This window comes from Cognatilysobacter segetis (assembly GCF_004359965.1).
GTDB classification, from domain to species: domain Bacteria; phylum Pseudomonadota; class Gammaproteobacteria; order Xanthomonadales; family Xanthomonadaceae; genus Cognatilysobacter; species Cognatilysobacter segetis.
This window is the reverse complement of record NZ_SMRQ01000024.1, coordinates 14,495-33,568: the sequence shown is the minus strand read 5'-3', so window position 1 is coordinate 33,568 and position 19,074 is coordinate 14,495. Positions and strand designations below refer to the sequence as shown.

The following is a 19,074-nucleotide window of genomic DNA, read 5'->3' as shown; positions in this document are numbered from 1 at the left end:
GGCGCCGCCGCGCGCGGCGGCAACGGCCGCGGCCGCGTCTCGGCCGGCCTGTAACACGCAGTGACCCGGTGCCGGCGGTCCGCCGCCGGCACCCCTGATTCCACGATGCGTCGCCCCGGCGGCGCATCCCCAAACTCAACAACCAGCACCACGGGGAACGGGCCGATGGCCGTCAAGATCGAGAAGAAAATCAAGGGCTACCAGGTCATCAGCGCCGAGGACCGCGCGCGCGACGCCCAGGCCAGCACCGCCGCCGCCCCCGTCGAGAACAAGACCGCCGACGTCATCCAGATGCACGAGCGCCTCGAGCGCCCCGACGTGCTGATCGGATCGACGTACAAGATCAAGACGCCGCTGGTCGAGCACGCCATGTACGTGACGATCAACGACATCGTCCTCAACGCCGGCACCGAGCACGAGCAGCGCCGCCCCTTCGAGGTGTTCATCAACTCCAAGTCGATGGACCACTTCCAGTGGATCGTCGGCCTCACGCGCATCATGTCCGCCGTGTTCCGCAAGGGCGGCGACGTCACCTTCCTGGTCGACGAGATGAAGGCCGTGTTCGACCCGCGCGGCGGCTACTTCAAGGCCGGCGGCGTGTACATGCCGAGCCTGGTCGCCGAGATCGGAGCCGTCGTGGAAGACCACCTCAAGTCGATCGGCATGATCCACGACCCGGAACTGTCCGAGCACCAGAAGGCGCTGATCGCCGAGAAGCGCGCCGCCTACGAGCGCGCCAGCCAGCCCGCCGCCAACGAGAGCGTCTCGGTCACCGGTGAAGGCACCAGCTTCCCGCCCAGCGCGACCATGTGCCACAAGTGCAGCACGAAGGCGCTGGTGCTGATGGATGGGTGTGCGACTTGCCTCAACTGTGGTTACAGCAAGTGCGGGTGAGGTAGCTCTGCAATGCGCTGAAAGTGGGGTCAGGCGATAAACCTGACCCCATTTTATTTAGGGCTTTTCTTCGGCGCGTCTCGACGCACTTCGTTTAAACGTTTCAACCGCCTCGACAAACTCATCCGTGTGCGATCCGTGCAGCATGTAACCGAACACGGACGAAAGACGCGCCCGAAGGTCGATCAGGTCATCCTGAAAGTGTGGAACGAATGGGAGATCGCCGAAGCGGCTCCGGGGATGGAAGGTCGCGATGCGACTTTCGTAGTAGTCATGCAGGTACTTGTAACCCTCGTTCGGCGGATCTTCGCCGAACGGACTTTCGAAGACCTCGTACATCCACTGTGCGGCGTCAGATGCGCTGGGGTTCGGGTTGCCCCGGGCCTTTAGCGCCTCCAACACGAGTTGGAAGGAACATTCCATGGCGATGTAGAGCGACATCAACGCTTCCGCGCTGAACTCGCGATGGCGACCGAGCATGTCGCATTTGAGAATTGCTGAGATGCCCCTCAGCAGCACGAAGTTAGTGGGCTCAATAAGGTTCCATGTGGCAGCTATCCTCGCAGTGTCGAGGTGGCTGCCGTCGAACGTGCTGTAATTTTCACTCGCGATGGATTTGCGCATTCCGTCTAGAAGCAGGTCCGGAACCGGCCATGAGCCGATGTCTTTAACCAGTTCGACCACAGCTTGGCGGCTGCGCGGATCGGCTAAGTCGACAGTCTGGGGTACAAGCGTCAGGGTCGGATCACTCCGCGGATAGAACAGGACGCGTGAGTCACGGTAGTCCTCGCAGAAGATGAAGGACCCCATGAGGCGGAGTTCGACAGGATATGGCCAGTCGAACTCGTCAAACGACGCATCTTCAATGTAGTGGTTCCAGCTATACCCCTTGCTAACAATCAGCGCCAAGTCGTCGTCGGCGTAGATGAAGGCATCTGGCAGCGCGATTTCACCGGCCGCATACCAACCTTTGCTCGACAAAATGCGCACGCGCACCACTTCCTCGCCCGCCTGAGGAAGATACCGGTGGCGGCTGTGGAAAACAGGGTTCATGGACATTTCGTACATGGCATGCAGCCGAATGGTTCCGCCAACGCTTGCACCCGTCAATGCCAGAAGTAGGCCGAAACAGCGGGGCAGTGTGCAATTTCCCCGACCTCAATCGCTGATCCGCACAGTTCGTTGCCCTTCCGCCGGCCTCAATAGCCGCGCTGTTACCTGAGACCCGAAGGGCGGCCGACGGGATGTCGGCCGTCGCCACCCGAGGCAGGATGCCGAGTGTGGCGATCGCGATAGACCCGCAGGTCGCGAGCTGTAGATGTGATCGGGGAAAGCTGCTTTCTTTTGGTTACTTTTCTTTGCAGCAGCAAAGAAAAGTGACTCGGGTGCGCCAGCGCACGAAACGCTGTTGCTGCCAACCCCCCACGAAGCGTTCATGCACACGTGCCGTGCCACGGTGTTCACCCCGCCCCGGCACTAATGCACGCCATGCGCACCTTCCCCACTCTCCTGCTCGCGGGCGCGTTGCTTCTGCACGCGCTCCCCTCGCCTGCCGATCCGATGTCGATGTTCGAAGGCGCCTCGCAGGGCCGCGGCGACCTGACGCTGGGACTGGGACACGCGAAGCCCTACACCGTCGACAACCTCGGCCGTCGCGACGCCGACGGCACGTTGCGCCTCCATCAGGTGGTGCACATGGCCGGCGAGCCCGACCGCTCGCGCGACTGGGTGATCCACCCCGCCGGCAACGGCACCTACACCTTCACGCTCAGCGACGCGAGCGGGCCCGGCGTGGCGACCGTCGAGGGTGCGCGGCTGTCGCTGCGCTACGCACCGCACCCCGGCATGCGCATGCGACAGGTGCTCGAGCTGTCGCCGGACGGCACCACGCTGTCGAACACCGGCCGCATCAGCCTGCTCGGGAGTCCGATCGGCCACCTCGACGAAATGATCGTCCGCACCGGCGTGGCGGCGAAGCGCTGATCGACGAGGGACGAAGCACCAGGTTCGATTTGCCGAAGCAGCGAACCTGAGCCGCCTGCCTGTCGGCAGCTAGACTCGGGGGCCACCCGATCCAGCGACAGGAACCCCCATGACCACCACCACCCCCTCCGGCCTGCAGTACGAAGACACCGTCGTCGGCACGGGCGCGGAAGCCAAGCCCGGCCGCAACGTCACCGTGCACTACACGGGCTGGCTGTTCGAGAACGGCGAGCAGGGCCAGAAGTTCGACTCCAGCAAGGACCGCGGCGAGCCCTTCATCTTTCCGCTGGGCGGCGGCATGGTCATCAAGGGCTGGGACGAAGGCGTGCAGGGCATGCGCGAGGGCGGCATCCGCACGCTGATCATTCCGGCCAACCTCGGCTATGGCGCGCGCGGCGCCGGCGGCGTGATTCCCCCGAACGCGACGCTTAAGTTCGAAGTGGAACTGCTGGGCGCCTGAGCGCCGTGCGACAGGCAGCGTTGGACTGATTTTCCAATGCACACCTTCGAAACAGGAGGCGGATTCGTCTCCTGATCGTTCGCAGCTTCAACAGCCGCGCAACTACGCAAGACCCGAAGGGCGGCCGACAGGACGTCGGCCGTCTCCACTTGGCGAAGCCGCGCTGCCTGCGAACCGCAGGTTCGCGCGCCGGTGAGCGCCCGCCGCGCTGCGGCGGGCCGAAGGATGCCGAGTGTGGCGATCGCGACAGACCCGCACGTCGCGAGCGGTAGATCCGATCGGGGAAAGCTGCTTTCTTTTGGTTACTTTTCTTTGCAGCAGCAAAGAAAAGTGACTCGGGCGCGCCAGCGCACGAAACGCCTTCAACACCCCGCGACCGCGAAGGAAGCAGCGCAATGGCGAAATACCTCATCTCCTTCCCCGCCCGAGCGATGCAAATCCCCGACGGCGAGTTCGACACCGTCGTCCGCGACTCCCACGCCGTCATCGACGACGCGAAGGCCGCCGGCGTCTACGTCTTCGCCGGCGGCCTGGACGACGGCGTGCCGGTGATGCGCGTCGCCGCGGACGGCACCGCCACCGAGGGCGGCTACCCGGACGGCCCCGCGCTCGACGGCGGCTTCGCCGTGTTCGAGCTGCCCTCGCGCGAGGCCGCGATCGACTGGGCCGCGCGGCTCGCGAAGGCCTGCCGCTGCGCGCAGGAGCTGCGCGTGTTCCATTTCGACCCGGCGTCGTAACCGCAGCCGCGCGGCGCCGGCCGACGCACCCCACCGCGGCCATTGCCCGCGGTCGCCGCGAACCGCATCGCCCCCGCCGCCTGACGCATCGACGACGCGGCGCCGCGTACCGTCCGCGGACCCCGATTCCCGCGGAGATTGCCCGTGAAGTTGATCGCGCTCGTCCTTGCCGCCTCGACGCTCGTCGCGTGTTCCGACCGCCCGCCCGCCACGGCGGCGAACACCGGCGATGCGCCGTCCGCGCAGGGCGCCACGCCGCCGGCGACCGACGCCGCGGGCGATACCGCCACGAACGCGCCGACGCCCGCACCCGCCACCCCGGCGCCCGCGACCCCGGACACGCCCACACCGTCGGACACCGCTGCGCTGGAGGCCGACTACCTCGGCCGCTGGACCGGCGTGGAGGGCCTGTACCTCGTGGTGGCGAAGAAGCCCGGCGGCGGCGTGACGCTCGAGATGCAGTGGGATCTCGACCACAAGGGCACGTTCGACGGCTCGGTCACCGCCGAGGGCCTGCGCTTCATGCGCGACGGCGTCGCCGAGACCGCGGTGCGCACCAACGGCGATGCGACCGGCCTGAAGTACCTCGCCGGCAAGAAGGACTGCCTGACGGTGAAGCCGGGCGAAGGCTACTGCCGCGACTGACGCGCCGACGCATCGAACGTGACGGGCCGGGCGCGTGCCCGGCCCGTCCACCGCGGCGATCGCATGCGGAACTCGCGCACGGCCGGCATCGCCGCCGATGCGCGGTCCGCCGTCGCTGCCTCAGGTCTCGTCGTTGGCGGCGCCGTCCGCCGACCGCGCCGCGTCCTCGATCGACTTGCGCAGGATGAGCTTGTAGTTCGCCAGCGTGCCCTGGAACCCGTCGCGCATCGGATGGTCCTCCGGCAGCGCGCCGAGCGTGTCCAGCGTCGCCTGCTCGAGCGACTCGATCACCGCGAGCAGCGCCTGCGGCTGCGGGCTCAGGGGCAGCATCACCCCCATCACGGCCTTGACGGCGGCCATCTCGCCGTAGAGCCGGTACAGCGGGTCACCGGACGCGTCGGTCATCGGGAAATTCCAGGCGGGTCGCCAGTCTAGCCGCGCGGCCGCACCGGCCCGGTGCGAGGCGCGCGCCGTCGGCGTGCCGGACGCCGCGCGCGGGGTGGCCGACGTCGTGCGCGACGCGCGCGACCTCCCGCGCGACGTCCGCGACGTGGCGTTCGAGGTCCACGACCCCGTGCCCGACGTCCGCGACGTGGCGCGCCAGGTCGGCGAGCCCGCGCGTGACGTCGCGCCCGTGATGCGCGACGTCCACGACCCGGCGCACGAGGTCGACCGCCTCGTGCACGACGTTCGCGACGTCGACGATGACGTCAATGACCTCGCGCGCGACGTCATTGACGTCATGGACGGGACGATGCGGCGGGACCGGAACGTCGAGCCGGCCGACCGTCCGGATGCCGGTCGCGGACCGGATCGGCCACCCGGCAGAATGCGCGGGCCCGTCGACTCGCCGACGCGCCTCACCGGATCAGGGGGATCCCATGACGCATCCCGCAGCACCCGGCCGCCCGCCGGCCGCCGCCGCATCGATTGCCGCCGGCTACGACGCCGGCATCGTCGTGCGCCGCTGGCTCGGCGCCTGGATCGATTTCCTCGTGCTGCTGTCGTTCCTGGTCGTGCCCGACTACGTGCTCGGCAACGCGAAGTACCAGGCCACGCTCGCGGTATGGATCGGCCTGGTCGTGGCCTACTTCCCGCTGATGGAGCTCGCGTTCGGCCGCAGCGCCGGCAAGTTCCTCACGGGCACGCGCGTGGTGAACGCCGCGGGCGGCCGTCCCTCGCTCGGGCAGGCGGTCGTGCGCACGCTGTTCCGCCTGATCGAGGTGAACCCGGTCCTCGCCGGCGGCATCCCGGCCGGCATCGCGGTGCTCGCCTCCAAGCACAGGCAGCGCCTCGGCGACATGGTCGCCGGCACCTACGTGCTGCGCGATCGCGACCTGCGCAGGGCGGCGCCCGCGTCGGCGCCTGCAGTCGCGGTCGAACCGCCGCCGCTGCCCGGCGTTTCCTGAGGCGGCACCGGGCAACGGCGACGCCTGCGACGTCGCACCGTTCGCACGCTGCGCATATGGACCGGTTCGGGTCCACGTCGCCCGGGCGAGAGCCCGGCCCCGTTTCGTTTCGCCCGCCCCACCCCTCCGGTAGGCAACAATCCGATGACCCGCCTCCGGAGCCTGCCCATGCTGTCGACCGTCGACATCGACTGCCCCTACTGCGGCGAACCCATCACGCTGGCGATCGACGCGAGCGCCGGCGCGCAGACCTATATCGAGGACTGCGCGGTCTGCTGCCGCCCGATCACCGTCGTGCTCGACATCGACGACGACGGCGAGCCCGATGTCCGCGTCCAGTCCGAATCCGATACCTGACGGAGACCGCCCCATGCCGACCCGCGCCCTGCTCGCCACCGCCCTCCTCGCCGCCTGCGGCGCCGCACAGGCCGCCGACGTCGCGCTCGCGCGGCTCGACTGCGGCGGCCCGCCGGAACCGGTGAGCGTGGCCGCGTTCTCCGACACGTTCGAGTTCGACGACACGAAGCTTCCGCTGACCTACAGCTGCTACCTCGTGCGCGACGGCGACCGCTACCTGCTCTGGGACACCGGCAACGCACTGGACGGCTCGGCCGCCGCACCGAAGGTGCCGCTGGTGCAGCAGCTCGCGCGCATCGGCCTGAAGCCGGGCGACATCGACGTCGTCGGCATCAGCCACTACCACGACGACCACACCGGCCAGCTCGCGATGGTCCCCGACGCGACGCTGCTGATCGGGCGCGCCGACTGGAACGCGGTGACCCAGGCCGAGACGCCCGCCGGCATGGACCCGAAGGCCTATGCCGAGCGCCGCGCTCGCTTCGCGCCGTGGATCGGCCGCGGCAAGCTGCAGACCGTCGGCGGCGACCGCCACGACGTGTTCGGCGACGGCCGCGTGCTGATGCTCGACCTGCCCGGCCACACGCCCGGCCATCGCGGGCTGCTGGTGAAGCTCGAGAAGACGGGCAACGTGCTGCTCAGCGGCGACGTCACCCATTTCCACGAGAACTACGCGTCGAACGGCGTGCCGACCTGGAACACCAACCGCGCCGATTCGCTGGCCTCGCTCGACCGCTTCAAGAAGGCCGCGGCGAACCTGAAGGCGACGGTGGTCATCCAGCACGACCCGCGCGACATCGGCAAGCTGCCGGCGTTCCCGGACTTCGCGAAGTAGGCGATGCGCCGCCACGCGCCATCGCCCGTGCCGATCGCGCTGCCGTACGCGTTCGACACGCGGCGCACGACCGTGCTCGTGCTCCAGGGCGTGCTGGCGCTGCTCGCGGTGTTGCTGGCGGGCGGCGTGTTCGTGCTCGTCGTGCGCCACGACGCACGCGGCGCGGCGGGCCTGCTGCCGGTCGTCGCGATGCTCGGCGTCTTCGCGCGGGTGCTGCTGCGCGCGATGCCCGGCGCCGAAGGGCGGATCACCGCCGACGCCGTGGAGGCGCGCGCGCGGCGGGTCTGGGGGCTGGCCCTGCCCGGCCCGGTCGGCCGCTTCGCGTTGGCCGACTTCGAGGCGGTGCGCGTGGAGCGCAGGCTGGTCTCGGGCAGCGGCACGGCACTGCTCGGCCCCCTCGAGCGCGTGACGCTCGCCGGCCGGCCGGGCACGCCCGACATCGCGGTGCTGGAAGCGCACGTCGACGGCGCGGCGTCGCCGGGCGAGGCGCTGGCCGCGGCGCTGCGGCTGCCCTGCGAGGTGGTGCGGGCGCCGCTGCGCGCGCGCTGGGGCGTTGCGCGGCCGCGGGGCGACGGGCGCTAGCCGGGGGCGATGCCCGCGGTCCACGCGCGGGTCACCGCGACGGCGCTAGCGTCGGGCTTCCCCCAAGCGAGACGTGACCATGAGCGACAACCTGCAGGATCGTGGCAGCCCCGACCGCAAGCTGATTGCGCTGGGCGAGGAACATGAAGTGCGCTACTGGACGCAGCGCTTCAACGTGAGCGAAGAGGAACTCCGCCGGGCCGTCGAGCAGGTGGGCAATTCCGCCGCCGAGGTCGAGAAGCGACTGCGCCCGAACTGAGGCGCCGCGATGCGAAAAGGGCCGGGCGTCGTCGCCCGGCCCTTTTCATTGGATGTCGCGGGAACGCGTCGATCAGCGCAGGCGCGCGGTGATCGGGCAGTGGTCGCTGAGCGCGGGGCCGGTGTAGGTGGCCTCGTCGAAGCCGGCGAGGTCGGCGGTGGCGCGGCGGTCGAGCACGATGTGGTCGATGAAGTCGGGATAGCGCGGGCTGCAGCGGGCGCCGCGGCCGCCCTCGGCCAGCGAGAGGTCCGCATTGGCGGGCACGCCGTCGTCCCACTCGGCCCAGGCCGGATCATTCGGCAGCGCGAGGCGGCGGTTGAAGTCGCCCAGCACCGCGAAGCGCAGGCCCTCGGCGGCGCGCGCGTCGATCCACTGCTCCAGCACCGGCACCTGGCGGAACAGCACGGCGCAGGCCTCGTTGCGGTCGCCGGCGCTGCAGCCGGATTTGAGGTGTACCGAGAGCAGGCGCATCGGCGCGCTGCCGCGCGGGCGCACGATCACGTCGACCGCCGAGCGCAGGTCGGGATCGCCGAGCTGCAGCGCGGTGAGGTCGGGCCGACGCTCGAACGGCAGGCCCTTGCGGATGGCGAAGCCGGTGCGCTGCGCGCGGATGGTCTGGCCGGGCGCATCCTTGCCGCAGCCGGACGTGCGCACGGTGCCGGTGCGCTGCTCGATCAGCACGGTGTAGACGGCGGGATCGAACACGCGCTCGGCGGCCGCCTGCGATTCCACTTCCTGGAAGGCGATGACGTCCGCCCCGAGGCGGGCGACGTGCGCGCGCATCGCGGCGTACTCGGCATCGGTGCGCGGGCGGCAGCCGGTGCCGCTGCGTTCGGCGAGGTGTTCGGTATTCCACGAGGCGAGCGTGAGGCCGGGCGTGGGCGGGGCGCCGCTGGGCAGGCCGGTGCAGGCGCTGGCGAACAGGGCGGTGGCGACAAGCAGGGACAGGGTCTTCATGCCCGCAGTAGACCATCGCGCCCGCGCCGCGCCAACGCACGCGCACGCCATCGCGGCGTATCCTCGCCGCCCGCCCCGCTCCGCCGCGCACCCGCGCTCGAGACCATGATCAACAACGACGTCCTGCGCAGCGTGCGCTACATGCTCGATCTCTCCGACGCGCACGTCGCGAACCTGGTCGCCATGGCCGACCCGGCCGTGGTGCTCGACCGCGACGAGGTGCAGGCCTACCTGCGCAAGGACGACGAGCCGGGCTTCGCGCCGCTGAGCGACCGCCTGCTCGGCCTGTTCCTCGACGGGCTGGTGGTGCATTGCCGCGGCCCGCGCGAGGACGCGACGCCGCGCCCGCCGGAGAAGCGCGTCAACAACAACGCGGTGCTGAAGAAGCTGCGGGTGGCGTTCGAACTGAAGGACGTCGACCTGCACGCGATCTTCGAGGCCGCGGGCCATCCGATCTCGAAACCCGAGCTGTCCGCGCTGTTCCGCCAGCCGGGCCACAAGAACTTCCGCCTCTGCGGCGACCAGCTGCTGCGCTACTTCCTGCGCGGGCTCACGCTGCGCGTGCGCGGCGGCTGAGGCGGCGCGCCGCGCGTCGCGGGATCAGCCGCCCGGCGGCGCGTCCACGCCGCGCAACGCTTCCAGCAGCGGTTCGATCGGCCCGGTCTTGGAGAACACGGGGCAGCCGATGTCGAGCGCGAGGTTGTCGAGGTCGACCTGGTCGCCGACCGCGGTCACCACCATCACCGGGATCTGCCCGTGCAGCGTGGCGCGCACGGTCTTGAGGAAGCGCAGCCCGTCCATCACCGGCATGACGAGGTCGAGCACGATCACGTCCGGCCGCAGGCCGGCCTGCAGCTGGGTCAGCGCGACGCGGCCGTTCTCGGCGCGGCTGACGCTGAAGCCCTCGAGTTCGAGCACTTCCGCGAGGCCGTCGCGGGTCGGCGCGTCGTCTTCGACGATCAGGACGTGGGTCACCGGCAACCTTCGGGTGGGGAGCTGTCGGTAACGGCCGAGGATCGTGGAACTTGAGGCGTCGACGGTGATGGCGGCGCGCACGGCGCGCGCGGGGTGCCTCAGAGCAGCACGTCGCGCTGCCCGCGCTCGCCGCGGGCGCGGCCGCTGACGACGATGACGCCGCGCGCGGCGTCCCAGCCGAATGCCGCGCCGGTGTACGGATCGCGCAGGTCCGAGGCGGCGATCGCGCGCGCCGCGTCGGCGGCACCGACGCCGCGGGCCCGCAGCGACTGCGCGACCAGCGCGGCGCGGCGCAGGCCCTCGAGGTCGGCACTGCGCAGCACGTAGTCGCCCATCGCGGCCTCGGCGCCGATCGACAGCAGGAGGCGGCCGACGGGGTTGTAGGCCGACCACCGCGCGCGCTCGCGCTCCCAGGCCCGCAGGCGCGACGCCAGCGCCGACGGCAGCTGCGCGTAGGGCTGTTCGGAAATCGCCGCCAGCGCCGCCATGCGCGCGGCATAGGCATTGCTGGTCGCCTGCGGCAGCAGCAGCGGCCGCGCCATGCGCGACGTCGAACGGGCTGCGTTCGCCTTCAGCGTCGTGTCGACGAACCGCCACTCGCCGGCGAACGTGCGCCGCATCGAACGCTCGCCGATCGAGAACGGCGTGCGCCACGACGCGGGCACGGCGTCGGCCGCCGGCGACGGCAGCGCGCGCAGGGCGAGGCCGCCGAGGCGGAAGTGCCGCTCGATCGCCGCGTTGGCGATCATGCGGGTGAGCAGCACGTCCGACGACGCCAGCACGACGCGCCAGTACGCGAGGTCGGCATCGAGCCGCCGGCGCACGGCGGCGGCGTCGCCCGCCTCGGCCATCTGCCGCGTCTGCAGCAGGTAGAGCGCCTGCGAATCGAGCACGTCGGTGAAACGCGGCATCGGCGCGAGCGCATCGACCGGCAGCGTTTCCCGCCACGCAGTCCGTTGCAGCAGCGCTTCGTAGCGCGCGAGCGGCACGGCGTCGGCCTGGCGCCAGGCGGCCAGCGCGCCGGGCGCGGCCTGCAGCGTGCGTTCGCAGGGCCCGGGATGGCCGGTGCAGGCCGCCTGCAGGCGCTGCGCGACAGCCGGGCGCGATGCGCGCGCATTCATGACTTGACCGGGCATCGCCGCGTGCGATGCGCCGACGGTCCACCGTGCAATCGCGTCGCGTCGGCGCGCGCCGTACGCGACCGGGTCCGCGTCGGCGGGCGCGGAGAACCCGAGCACGTAGACGTAGCCGTTGGCCGTGTCGTCCACCGCGGCGCGCCCGCGCACCATCGCTTCGAACCGTTGCACGTCCGCCGAGGGCGGCGGGTCGCGCCGGTTGATCACCAGCAGCGCGCCGTACAACGCGATCGCCACGAGCAGAAGCCCGCCGACCGTCCACGCAAGACCCCGCACGATGCCGCGCATGACGTGTTCCCTGTCGAATTCCCCGCCCGCAGTATGGCAAAGCCGTCCCGCCGCGCGGCGGCGTCCGCCTCCGCGCACGCCGATCCGGTAGCCTGCGCGCTGCCCCGCCACGCCGGACACCGCATGCCCCGCTTCCTCTCGCGCCTCGCCGCGCTCGCCTGCGCGCTCGCGCTCGTGGCCCCGTCCGCCGCCCTCGCGCGCGACCGCGACCTCGAGGCGCGCGCCGACCGCCTCGCCGCGGACACCGGCTTCGACGGCGTGATGCTGGTCGGCGACGGCCATCGCGTGCGCATGGCGAAGGCCTACGGCATGGAGGACGCCGAGCGCGGCCTGCGCGCGTCGACGGCGACGCGATACCAGACCGGCTCGTTCTCCAAGTGGCTGGCCTCCGTCGTGGTGCTGCGGCTGGTCGACCAGGGCCGCCTCTCGCTCACCGCACCGGTGTCGACGTACCTGCCGGAGTACGCGCCGGCCAACGGCGCGCGCGTCACCCTGCACCACCTGATGTCGCATACCAGCGGCGTGCCGAACGACCTCGCCGCGGCGCTCAAGGCGAGCGGCACGATGGCCGCGTTCGCGGGCGTCGACGCCCGGACCGCGCTGCAGCGCTACGCGAGCTCGCCGCTGGCGTTCGCGCCGGGCGAGCGCTTCGACTATTCGCATTCGAACTGGCTGGTGGTGCAGGCGGTGGTCGAGCGCGTGACCGGCAAGCCGTACGCGCAGCTGGCGCGCGAGCTCGTGCTGCGACCGCTGCGGCTGCGCGACAGCGACGTGCTGCAGGGCGACTTCTACGACGTGCCGCACGCAGCGCGGGGGTACGACGCCCTGCATCCGGTGCCGAAGCCGTCGTCGACCGCGATGCTCGCGCCGGTGCCGGCCTTCCTCGGCCAGGTCGGGGGCATGTACGCGACCGCCGGCGACGTGCAGCGTCTGCTCGACGGCGTGTACAGCGGCCGCCTGCTCTCGCCGGCGTCGCGCGAGGCGCTGTGGCGCGTCAACGTGCCCGAGCAGGACTACGCCTACGGCGGCCGCGTGCGCACGCGCCGCATCGACGGCCACGAGCACCGCATGAGCTGGAACAACAATTCGAACGGCCCGTACAAGTCGCTGATCGTGCGCGCCGACGACGGGCGCACGGTGGTACTGCTCAACAACAGCCGCATCGACGGCGCGGCGCTCACGCGCATCGCCGAATCGCTGCTCGGCGTGGCGCCGGCCGACGGCTGACGCGCGCGCGCCGCGCTCAACCCGCGACCAGCATCCACAGCGCCATCCCGACCATCATCAGGTTCTCGGTGAGCGACACGGCGCCCAGCGGCACGCGGCTGTCGCCGCCGACGCAGGCGCACTTGATGTCGCGCCGGTCGATGTACACCGCCTTGAATACCGACACCGCGCCGATGCCGCCGATGACCAGCGCGATCGGGATCGACACCGCGTGCAGCACGCCGGCCACCATCAGCACGCCGGCGGTGGCTTCGAGGAACGGATACAGCGAGGCGTACGTCACCCAGCGCTGCGCGAGCAGGTCGTAGCCGAGGAACATGCTGGAGAAGCGCTCGACATCCTGCAGCTTGAGCAGCGCGAGCACGCACATCGACAGGCCGATGAACCACTGCAGCGCGCGCGGCGTGGCCGGCGTGCCGAATACCGCCTGGCTCAGCGCCATCGCCATCAGCGCGGTCATCGCGAACAGCGCGACGACGGGTCGGTAGCTGGTCGCCTTCGGATCGCGCACGCGCTGGCCGAAGAAGCGGCGCAGGTCGTCGTAGCCGCCGACGCGCGCGCCGTCGATGAACGCCTGCGGCGTGGTGGCCACGCCGTGCTCGGCCTTGAACGCGTCGACCTCGTCGCGCGTGGTCAGCCAGCGGTCGTCGACGGTGTAGCCGCGGCGGCGCAACAGGTCGAGCGCCTTCAGCCCGAACGGGCAGGTGTGGGTCGGCATGACCATGCGATGGAGCGTGGCGTGGCGGGCGGCGATGGCGTTCATGGGGACGGGTCCGTGACGGGGTCGGACACAGGCTAGAGTCCGTACCACGGTACGGAGTCAAGCATGGGCGACATGACGATCGCGGGGCTGGCCCGCGCGGGCGGCGTCGGCGTGGAAACGGTGCGCTACTACCAGCGCCGCGGGCTGCTGCCGCTGCCGTCGCGCGGCGCGGGGTCGGAGGCCGGCGTGCGCCGCTACGGCGACGCTGACGTGCGCCGCCTGCGTTTCATCCGCGCCGCGCAGGCCGCGGGCTTCACGCTGGAAGGGATCGCGCGCCTTCTTGAGCTGGACGCCGCGGACGATCGCGCGCCGGCACGCGCGCTCGCGCTGCAGCGCGTCGCCGCGCTCGACGCGAAGATCGACGAGCTCACCCGTGCGCGCGATGGGCTGCGGCGGCTGGCGTCGCGCTGCGCGGGCGACGCTGCGGGCCCCTGCCCGATCCTGGCGACGTTCGAGGACGCGGCCTCGGGGACTTAGCCGCGCACGCGATGCGTCGTCGACGCGGCGGTGCCTCAGCCCTGCGGCGTGAACACCAGCTTGTCGACCGGATAGCCCATCGCGCGCGCGCGCTCGACGAGGCGGTCGCGCGTCGCGCGGTCGAGCACGCGGTCGCGCGCGAGGATCCACAGGTAGTCGCGACCCGGCGCGCCGACCATCGCCCAGCGGTAGTCGGGGTCGAGGCCGATCACCCAGTAATCGCCCCAGACGAACGGCAGCGCCGACAGCCACGCGGGCGCGAAGCGCACCTCGAGCTTCGACGTGCTGTCGCCGACGCGGCGTGCGACGCCCTGCGCCTGCCGGATCGCGCCGTTCTTCGTGGTGCAGCGGTTGAGTACGTCGACGCGGCCGTCCTTGCGCAGCGTGTAGGTCGCGGTGGTGTCGCGCGCGCAGTCGCGCTGGAAGAACATCGGCAGGTGCGCCTGCTCGTACCAGGTGCCGGCATAGCGCGCGAGGTCGACGTTGGGCACCGGGCGGTTGGGCTCGGCCGCGTGCAGCGCGGGCACGACGAGCAGCAGCAGGGCGAGCAGCGATGCGAGGCGTCGGGCCATGGCGGACGGGTCGGCGGCGGAGGACGCGGCAGCGTGGCGGAGCCTGCGGCGAGGGACGGTGAACGGCGGCCACGCGGCGGCGATCGCGATCGCGTGCCAAGCAACACGTCGGGTCGGCGTCCGCACGCTAGGCCGATGCGGTTGCGGACGCGCGGCCGCGCGCGGCACGCTGCCCCGCTCCGGGCCGCGGGCCCTGCTGCGAGGCGCTGCCATGTCACCGTCGATCCTGGGGCCGATCCTGCTGGTGCTGCTGGGCGGCGGCCTGCTCGCGCTGCAGGTGCCCACCAACGTGATGCTGTCGAAGGCCGGCGGCTCGCCGCTGCTGGCCGCGCTGATCTCGTTCGCGGTCGGCACGCTGGCGCTGCTGGCGGCGTGGCTGGCCAGCGGCAACCGCCCGGGCGCGGCGGCGTTCGCGCCGCTGCCCTGGTACGCGTGGCTGGGCGGGATCTACGGCGCGAGCTACGTCGCCATCGCGGCGTTCGCCGCGCCGCGCATCGGGCTGGCGTCGCTGGTCACGATCGGCATCGCCGGGCAGATCGTCACCGCGCTGTGGCTCGACCACCACGCCGCGCTGGGCCTGCCGCTCGCGCCGATGAGCACGGCGCGTGCGATCGGCGCGCTGCTGGTGGTGGCGGGCGTGGTGCTGGTGCGCCGCGGCTGAGCGCGGCGGCGCGCGTCGCTCAGTCGAACGCCAGCGTGCTGACGATCGGCTTGAAGCCGCCCCAGAACATCCGCTTGCCGTCGAACGGCATCGGCTCGGGGCCGGGCTGCATCTCCGGGTCGTTCATCAGCGCCTTCCACGCGGCGTCGCGCGTGGCCTTGTCCGGCCAGACCACGAACGAGAACACGACGTTCTCGCCGTCCTCCGCCTTGACCGCGCGGAAGAAGTCGGTGGTGTGGCCGTGCTCGAGCCCGTCGCCGAGCGCCTCCACCGAACCCAGCGCGCCCAGCGCCTTCGCGCGGCGCGCGAACGTCTCCGCCATGGCGGTGTAGTCGGCCCGCTTGTCGTCGCGCAGCGGCAGCACGAATCCGTCGAGGTACATGGTGGGTCTCCTGGGGTGGGACGGGCAGGGTGACCACGATCGGCCGCGGAGGGGCGACCTCCCGTCGGCGCGGGGACACGCGCGACGGCCGGCCGCCGTCCCGCGCACGCCCGCTCAGCGGGCGGCCGTGTCGCCGTCGTCGAGATCGCGGATCAACGCCTTCATCTCGTCGATCTCGCGTTCCTGCGCCGCGATGATGCCGTCGGCGAGGCGGCGCACGCGCGGGTCCTCGATGTGCGCGCGACGGCTGGTAAGGATCGCGATCGAATGGTGCGGAATCATCGCGCGCAGGTAGGCCGCGTCGCCCACCGTCGCCTGGCTGCGCACCAGCCACAGCGCGAGCGCGAACACGGCCACCGCGCCGGCGACGATCGCCGTATTGCGCCGGCCGTCCGTCAGCATGTGGCGCATGAAGCCCAGCATCACCAGCGCCATCGCCGCGCCCATCACCAGCGCCATCCACATGCGCGTCTGGATGAAGAAGACGTGGTCGGCGCGGTAGGTGGTGAGGTAGGTCAGCACGAACATCACCGCGGTCGACGTGGCGACCATGGCGAGGAAGCGGCGGTACATCGCGCGGTCGTCGTGCGCGGGTGCGGAGGTCGTCGATGCGTTCATGCGCGCGGCTCGGGCGGACGGGCCGCCCAGCCTGCGCCGTGCAGCGTGCATACCCGGTACGCGCCCTGTCGTCTCCGGCGCCCGGACGTCAGCGGCCGCGCGCCATGAACGCGCGCCCGGCCGCGATGTCGCGCAGCTCGACCGCGGACTCGCAGGCCAGTTGCGGCGTCGGGGCACCGTGCTGGAACGCGAGCCACCCCGGCCCGTCGAGGTGCAGCACGCGATGCGCGCCACCGCGCGGCACCTGCGGGCGTGCGGCCGGGCTGCGCACCAGCGCGATGCCGGTGCCGGTGCCGCCGCCGTGCGGTCGCCCCAGCCACAGCCATGGCCGGGCGCGGTCGCAGGGGCGGCTCACGCCGTCGATGATGAGATGCCCGGCGCGACGGCGGTACAGGCCGTCCGGACCCGCGGCCACGCGGTCGAGCGCGTCGGCACTCGCCGCCACGCGCAGGCGCAGCCCGAGGCCGGGACTCTCGACCAGGACCACGACGGCCGCGACCAGCGCGGCGAGCGCGAGCGGAAGCGCCTGCCGCCGCGAGGCGCCGGTCGCGGCTAGCCGCACCGCCACCGCCAGCCAGGCCAGGAGCGCGACGTAGCGCAGGTAGTAGACGAGGTCGTACAGCCACAGGCGCGAGGCGGTATCGGCGGCCCACGGCGTGTACATCGACCCGGCCCAGGCGAGCACCACCGCCGCGACCGGCAGCGTCCAGCGCACGGCGGCGCGGTCGATCAGCATGCGGGCCTGCCCGCGGCGGGCGCGCGCAGCGGCGGGGAATCGCGACGGTCGGACGGCCATGGCGTCGCCTCGGGAACGATCGACAGCGCTATGGAACCCGCGTGCCGGTGGCGGTTCAAGCGGCGCGCCGCTAAGCCCGCGCCGTGCAAGGCTTCTCAGCCGGTGAGATGCGGCCGTCGAGACTGGCGACATGCCCGCCATCCGCTCGACCCGACCGCCGCAGGACTTCGTGTCCACCACCCCGCCCAACTGGGCGCAGCTGTGCGAACTGCTCGGCCAGAACCCGATGCAGCTCACGCTGCGCGTGGACGGTCGCTGCATCGGCTGGCGCGCGCCGCGCATGTGGTACGTCGATCCCGACAGCTTCCGCGAGGTGATGCAGCGCTGGCCGGACGGCTACTGGCCCGGCTGACGCGTGCGGGTCAGTGGGCGACGAGGCGTCGCACGATCGTGGTCTCGTCGACGGCGCGGAGCACGGCCGACCCGAACATCTCGAGTTCGTCCATCAGCTCGCCGCTGAGCGAGCCCGCGTCGACCCGGGCGCTGCCGAGGGCGAACAGGCGCATCGGCCAACCGCGGCGGCCCTGGCGGTCGCCGTGGCGCAGGACGATCCCGCGCCCGTGTTCGTCCCAGCAGAGATCGAGGTGGAGCATCGCGGCACCCTGAAAGTGTGACCCCGGGCAAGATTACAGCACGCCACCGTACGGCCGGTGTTGGCCGCCGCCCGCCTCCGGTCGGCGCGCACGCGGCGCGTGAACGCGGATGACGCGATGATGCGGGCCCCATCGCCTGCAGCCCGGCCCATGCATTCCGAATTCGATCCCGACGACAACTTCGCGCAGGCCTTCGGCGAAGGCACCGACCTCGACGACGAGGCCGCGCTGGAAGCGGTGGTCTGGCAGCTGCTGCTGCTGATCAATCCCGGCGACGAGGACGGCGCCGCCGCGCAGCTCGCCGCGTGGCGCGACGCCGCCGACGGCACCGACGACGTGGACGTGGCGATCGAGGCGCTGCGCGAGGCGACCGACTGGAAGTCGACCTTCAACGTCGAGGACGGCGACACGCGCGGACTGGTCGAATGCCTCGACGAGCTCGCCGCGCGCTTCGACCTGCACATCGACTGGGGCGTCGAGGACCCGACCGACGACGATTTCCTCGACGGCACCGACCTCGCCGAACTGCTCGACACCGCGTTCGATCGCCTTCGCGAGCACCACTACACGCTGTGGGCGCGCGAGACCGCCGACGGCCAGAGCGGCTTCATCACGCTCAGCCGCGACGACGAGGGCCTGCGCGCGATCGCGGGCGCGCTGGGCCTGCACGTGCGGCCGGCCGGCGGCTGATCCCGACTTCGCCTTCGCTTCACCGAGCGCGCATCGACCGCTCACCGACGCGCGCGAGGCTGGCCTCACCGCACGCCGGGTGCGGCAATCCACGCGAGGAGCACCACGATGGCGACGAACACGGGCAATGCACGCGGCTGGAGCCGCCCGGCCTGGGGCACGGCGACGGGCCTCCTGCTGCTGCCGGCCATCGCGATGCGGTTTCCCGGCAGCGGCGTCGCCTGGACCGCCTCCGATTTCATCGTGATGGGCGCGCTGCTCGCGCTCACCTGCGGCGCGTGGGAACTGGCGCGGCGCCTGTCGGGCGACGGCATGGCGCGGCTGGGCTTCGCCGCCGCGGTGCTCGGCGGCTTCGCGCTGGTCTGGGTGAACCTCGCGGTCGGACTGGTGGGCGATGGCGGCAACCCGGCCAACCTGATGTTCATGGGCGTGGTGGCGGTCGCGATCGCGGCGGCGCTCATGGCCCGCGGCCGGCCGCGCGCGATGGTGCGCGCCATGCTCGCCACGGCGGCCGCGCACGCGGCGGTGGGCGCAATCGCGATGCTCGGCGGCTGGGGCGCACCGCACGACGGCCCGCTGCGCGTGGCCGCGATCACCGCGTTCTTCATGCTGCCGTGGCTGCTGTCGGCCGCGCTGTTCCACGCATCGGCCACGCGCGCGGCCGCGCGCTGACGCCTGCACCGCGCCTGCGCGCCGGACCTGCCATGCTGCGCGCGGCCGCAGCCCTCCTGCGGATACCGGAGTGCATCATGAGCAAGGGACTGGACCGCAAGAAGGA

The 19,074-nt window shown here is 71.7% G+C and carries 29 protein-coding genes; 17 read left to right on the top strand and 12 right to left on the bottom strand.

Annotated features, from left to right (window positions below; genetic code table 11):
* Window positions 1–165 precede the first annotated feature (165 nt).
* Entirely contained in the window at window positions 166–894 is a 729-nt protein-coding gene (locus E4F61_RS07065) for a TSCPD domain-containing protein (RefSeq protein WP_133478971.1), read from the top strand.
* Window positions 895–951: 57 nt separating this feature from the next.
* Here the strand turns inward: E4F61_RS07065 and E4F61_RS07060 are convergent, their stop codons facing one another.
* Window positions 952–1,947, bottom strand: coding sequence for a hypothetical protein (locus tag E4F61_RS07060; protein WP_133478970.1), 996 nt, complete (start codon window positions 1,945–1,947; stop codon window positions 952–954).
* Window positions 1,948–2,382: 435 nt separating this feature from the next.
* Between E4F61_RS07060 and E4F61_RS07055 the strand changes: the two genes are divergently transcribed.
* The 4 genes from E4F61_RS07055 (at window position 2,383) to E4F61_RS07040 (ending at window position 4,719) form a co-directional block, all read left to right on the top strand.
* A complete protein-coding gene (locus E4F61_RS07055) occupies window positions 2,383–2,877 on the top strand; it encodes a hypothetical protein (protein ID WP_133478969.1) in 495 nt (164 codons plus the stop codon).
* 109 nt (window positions 2,878–2,986) lie between these two features.
* Window positions 2,987–3,337, top strand: a complete 351-nt coding sequence (locus E4F61_RS07050) for an FKBP-type peptidyl-prolyl cis-trans isomerase (RefSeq protein WP_133478968.1) — start codon at window positions 2,987–2,989, stop codon at window positions 3,335–3,337.
* 431 nt (window positions 3,338–3,768) lie between these two features.
* On the top strand, window positions 3,769–4,074 hold the full coding sequence (locus E4F61_RS07045) for a YciI family protein (protein WP_202908966.1): 306 nt from the start codon (window positions 3,769–3,771) through the stop codon (window positions 4,072–4,074).
* Window positions 4,075–4,218: 144 nt separating this feature from the next.
* On the top strand, window positions 4,219–4,719 hold the full coding sequence (locus E4F61_RS07040; RefSeq protein ID WP_133478966.1) for a hypothetical protein: 501 nt from the start codon (window positions 4,219–4,221) through the stop codon (window positions 4,717–4,719).
* A 120-nt stretch (window positions 4,720–4,839) separates the two neighbouring features.
* Here E4F61_RS07040 and E4F61_RS07035 read toward each other — a convergent pair whose 3' ends face one another.
* Together E4F61_RS07035 and E4F61_RS07030 are read right to left on the bottom strand one after the other, a co-directional pair.
* Window positions 4,840–5,124: a hypothetical protein gene (locus tag E4F61_RS07035; protein ID WP_133478965.1), complete on the bottom strand. Its 285-nt coding sequence runs from the start codon at window positions 5,122–5,124 to the stop codon at window positions 4,840–4,842.
* The gene (locus E4F61_RS07030) at window positions 5,105–5,404 is read right to left on the bottom strand and encodes a hypothetical protein (protein WP_133478964.1); all 300 of its coding nucleotides are present in this window, start codon (window positions 5,402–5,404) and stop codon (window positions 5,105–5,107) included. The genes E4F61_RS07035 and E4F61_RS07030 overlap by 20 nt, the downstream gene beginning before the upstream one ends.
* 196 nt (window positions 5,405–5,600) lie before the next feature.
* Between E4F61_RS07030 and E4F61_RS07025 the strand changes: the two genes are divergently transcribed.
* The 5 genes from E4F61_RS07025 (at window position 5,601) to E4F61_RS07005 (ending at window position 8,161) form a co-directional block, all read left to right on the top strand.
* Window positions 5,601–6,128 (top strand): RDD family protein, encoded by a 528-nt coding sequence (locus E4F61_RS07025; RefSeq protein WP_162301437.1) that lies wholly within the window; start codon window positions 5,601–5,603, stop codon window positions 6,126–6,128.
* 144 nt (window positions 6,129–6,272) lie between these two features.
* A complete protein-coding gene (locus E4F61_RS07020; RefSeq protein ID WP_425480118.1) occupies window positions 6,273–6,485 on the top strand; it encodes a CPXCG motif-containing cysteine-rich protein in 213 nt (70 codons plus the stop codon).
* 13 nt (window positions 6,486–6,498) lie between these two features.
* A complete protein-coding gene (locus E4F61_RS07015; protein ID WP_133478962.1) occupies window positions 6,499–7,320 on the top strand; it encodes an N-acyl homoserine lactonase family protein in 822 nt (273 codons plus the stop codon).
* A 3-nt stretch (window positions 7,321–7,323) separates the two neighbouring features.
* Window positions 7,324–7,902 (top strand): hypothetical protein, encoded by a 579-nt coding sequence (locus E4F61_RS07010; protein WP_133478961.1) that lies wholly within the window; start codon window positions 7,324–7,326, stop codon window positions 7,900–7,902.
* 79 nt (window positions 7,903–7,981) lie between these two features.
* On the top strand, window positions 7,982–8,161 hold the full coding sequence (locus tag E4F61_RS07005; protein WP_133478960.1) for a DUF3606 domain-containing protein: 180 nt from the start codon (window positions 7,982–7,984) through the stop codon (window positions 8,159–8,161).
* Window positions 8,162–8,233: 72 nt separating this feature from the next.
* Here E4F61_RS07005 and E4F61_RS07000 read toward each other — a convergent pair whose 3' ends face one another.
* Complete coding sequence (locus E4F61_RS07000) at window positions 8,234–9,118, bottom strand: endonuclease/exonuclease/phosphatase family protein (protein ID WP_133478959.1); 885 nt, start codon at window positions 9,116–9,118, stop codon at window positions 8,234–8,236.
* 105 nt (window positions 9,119–9,223) lie between these two features.
* On the opposite strand from E4F61_RS07000, the gene E4F61_RS06995 reads away from it, so the two are divergent.
* A complete protein-coding gene (locus E4F61_RS06995; protein ID WP_133478958.1) occupies window positions 9,224–9,694 on the top strand; it encodes a YehS family protein in 471 nt (156 codons plus the stop codon).
* 24 nt (window positions 9,695–9,718) lie between these two features.
* Here E4F61_RS06995 and E4F61_RS14680 read toward each other — a convergent pair whose 3' ends face one another.
* Together E4F61_RS14680 and E4F61_RS14675 are read right to left on the bottom strand one after the other, a co-directional pair.
* Entirely contained in the window at window positions 9,719–10,093 is a 375-nt protein-coding gene (locus tag E4F61_RS14680) for a response regulator transcription factor (protein ID WP_162301436.1), read from the bottom strand.
* Window positions 10,094–10,191: 98 nt separating this feature from the next.
* Complete coding sequence (locus E4F61_RS14675) at window positions 10,192–11,517, bottom strand: hypothetical protein (protein ID WP_162301435.1); 1,326 nt, start codon at window positions 11,515–11,517, stop codon at window positions 10,192–10,194.
* Window positions 11,518–11,640: 123 nt separating this feature from the next.
* On the opposite strand from E4F61_RS14675, the gene E4F61_RS06985 reads away from it, so the two are divergent.
* Complete coding sequence (locus E4F61_RS06985; protein WP_162301434.1) at window positions 11,641–12,744, top strand: serine hydrolase domain-containing protein; 1,104 nt, start codon at window positions 11,641–11,643, stop codon at window positions 12,742–12,744.
* Window positions 12,745–12,760: 16 nt separating this feature from the next.
* Here the strand turns inward: E4F61_RS06985 and E4F61_RS06980 are convergent, their stop codons facing one another.
* A complete protein-coding gene (locus tag E4F61_RS06980) occupies window positions 12,761–13,507 on the bottom strand; it encodes a MauE/DoxX family redox-associated membrane protein (RefSeq protein ID WP_133478956.1) in 747 nt (248 codons plus the stop codon).
* Between the two features lie 63 nt (window positions 13,508–13,570).
* Between E4F61_RS06980 and E4F61_RS06975 the strand changes: the two genes are divergently transcribed.
* Entirely contained in the window at window positions 13,571–13,984 is a 414-nt protein-coding gene (locus E4F61_RS06975) for a MerR family transcriptional regulator (protein ID WP_133478955.1), read from the top strand.
* Between the two features lie 35 nt (window positions 13,985–14,019).
* On the opposite strand, the gene E4F61_RS06970 is transcribed toward E4F61_RS06975, so the two are convergent.
* Window positions 14,020–14,556, bottom strand: coding sequence for a lipocalin family protein (locus E4F61_RS06970; protein WP_133478954.1), 537 nt, complete (start codon window positions 14,554–14,556; stop codon window positions 14,020–14,022).
* Between the two features lie 211 nt (window positions 14,557–14,767).
* On the opposite strand from E4F61_RS06970, the gene E4F61_RS06965 reads away from it, so the two are divergent.
* Window positions 14,768–15,217 carry a DMT family transporter gene (locus E4F61_RS06965; RefSeq protein ID WP_133478953.1) on the top strand — a complete coding sequence of 150 codons (450 nt, stop codon included), beginning with the start codon at window positions 14,768–14,770 and terminating at the stop codon, window positions 15,215–15,217.
* A 19-nt stretch (window positions 15,218–15,236) separates the two neighbouring features.
* Here E4F61_RS06965 and E4F61_RS06960 read toward each other — a convergent pair whose 3' ends face one another.
* The 3 genes from E4F61_RS06960 to E4F61_RS06950 all read right to left on the bottom strand — a co-directional run bounded on the left by E4F61_RS06960 (window position 15,237) and on the right by E4F61_RS06950 (window position 17,013).
* The gene (locus E4F61_RS06960; RefSeq protein WP_133478952.1) at window positions 15,237–15,599 is read right to left on the bottom strand and encodes a DUF1428 domain-containing protein; all 363 of its coding nucleotides are present in this window, start codon (window positions 15,597–15,599) and stop codon (window positions 15,237–15,239) included.
* Window positions 15,600–15,713: 114 nt separating this feature from the next.
* Window positions 15,714–16,217 (bottom strand): DUF305 domain-containing protein, encoded by a 504-nt coding sequence (locus E4F61_RS06955; protein ID WP_238382835.1) that lies wholly within the window; start codon window positions 16,215–16,217, stop codon window positions 15,714–15,716.
* A gap of 88 nt (window positions 16,218–16,305) precedes the next feature.
* A complete protein-coding gene (locus E4F61_RS06950) occupies window positions 16,306–17,013 on the bottom strand; it encodes a hypothetical protein (RefSeq protein ID WP_162301433.1) in 708 nt (235 codons plus the stop codon).
* A 130-nt stretch (window positions 17,014–17,143) separates the two neighbouring features.
* Between E4F61_RS06950 and E4F61_RS06945 the strand changes: the two genes are divergently transcribed.
* Window positions 17,144–17,365: a hypothetical protein gene (locus E4F61_RS06945; protein WP_133478950.1), complete on the top strand. Its 222-nt coding sequence runs from the start codon at window positions 17,144–17,146 to the stop codon at window positions 17,363–17,365.
* A gap of 10 nt (window positions 17,366–17,375) precedes the next feature.
* On the opposite strand, the gene E4F61_RS06940 is transcribed toward E4F61_RS06945, so the two are convergent.
* Entirely contained in the window at window positions 17,376–17,606 is a 231-nt protein-coding gene (locus E4F61_RS06940; RefSeq protein WP_133478949.1) for a hypothetical protein, read from the bottom strand.
* Window positions 17,607–17,756: 150 nt separating this feature from the next.
* On the opposite strand from E4F61_RS06940, the gene E4F61_RS06935 reads away from it, so the two are divergent.
* A complete protein-coding gene (locus E4F61_RS06935; protein ID WP_133478948.1) occupies window positions 17,757–18,296 on the top strand; it encodes a DUF6630 family protein in 540 nt (179 codons plus the stop codon).
* A gap of 108 nt (window positions 18,297–18,404) precedes the next feature.
* Complete coding sequence (locus E4F61_RS06930) at window positions 18,405–18,968, top strand: hypothetical protein (protein ID WP_133478947.1); 564 nt, start codon at window positions 18,405–18,407, stop codon at window positions 18,966–18,968.
* Window positions 18,969–19,074: the final 106 nt, after the last annotated feature.